Raw genomic sequence first — 714 nt, 5'->3', positions numbered from 1 at the left:
TTGAGTTTAAGCATATTCGCAACAAACCGGGCTTCGGCTATCGCTGGGAACAAAGCTAATGCCTGGCTTCGGAATAAAAGCTCAAGTCGCGGTGCTCAGTTTGGCTATGTTAGCCATTCCACTCGTTGCTTATAATTATTGGCAACAGATCAAAGAAGCAAGTTTGAGTACTCAGGCCCATATTCAAGAGATTGAAGCCAAAGCCATCGCTACCAATTTACTCGCCACTCAAAAAGATATTCCCACCCTGCTTGCAGCGAACGAAAGCAGTGAGCTCCATAAGCACGCCTTGGCAGCACCGGTTTTACAGACATCATTGCGACTGGATGGCGAGCTAAGTGATTGGCCAGAAAAGCTGGTTGAATCATCTCGCCTTGCCTATGATAAGCGCTATAGACAAACCAATACGACAGATTCTCCTGAAGCGGCTTTTACCTTACAACTGGCTCAAACCCAGCATTACCTTTACGCAGCTATCGCCGTCACTGACGAACTAGTCAGTTATCGCCGCAACCACCTTCGGCTCGATTATAGTGATCATATTCGCTTAAGTTATCGCGCACCAGAAGGCCATATTGAACGCATCATTCTTCCTGCTGAACATGAAGGCCCCTTAGCGAGTTACTTCAGTAATCATGAATGGGAATACGGTATCGCACCCAGTACTGAGATCGAAAGTCACCAGACAGGCATTCAAGGCTTTTGGCGACGTTC

1 protein-coding gene is annotated in these 714 nt (G+C 47.2%); it reads left to right on the top strand.

The genetic code is table 11. From position 1 onward, the window contains the following. Nucleotides 1-58 precede the first annotated feature (58 nt). Nucleotides 59-714, top strand: a 656-nt coding sequence (locus tag A3763_RS20985) for a hypothetical protein (RefSeq protein ID WP_156495226.1), incomplete at its 3' end; no start/stop codon positions are given.

It is taken from the genome of Oleiphilus sp. HI0128 (assembly GCF_001635365.1).
This window is presented reverse-complemented; position numbering and strand designations above follow the sequence as displayed.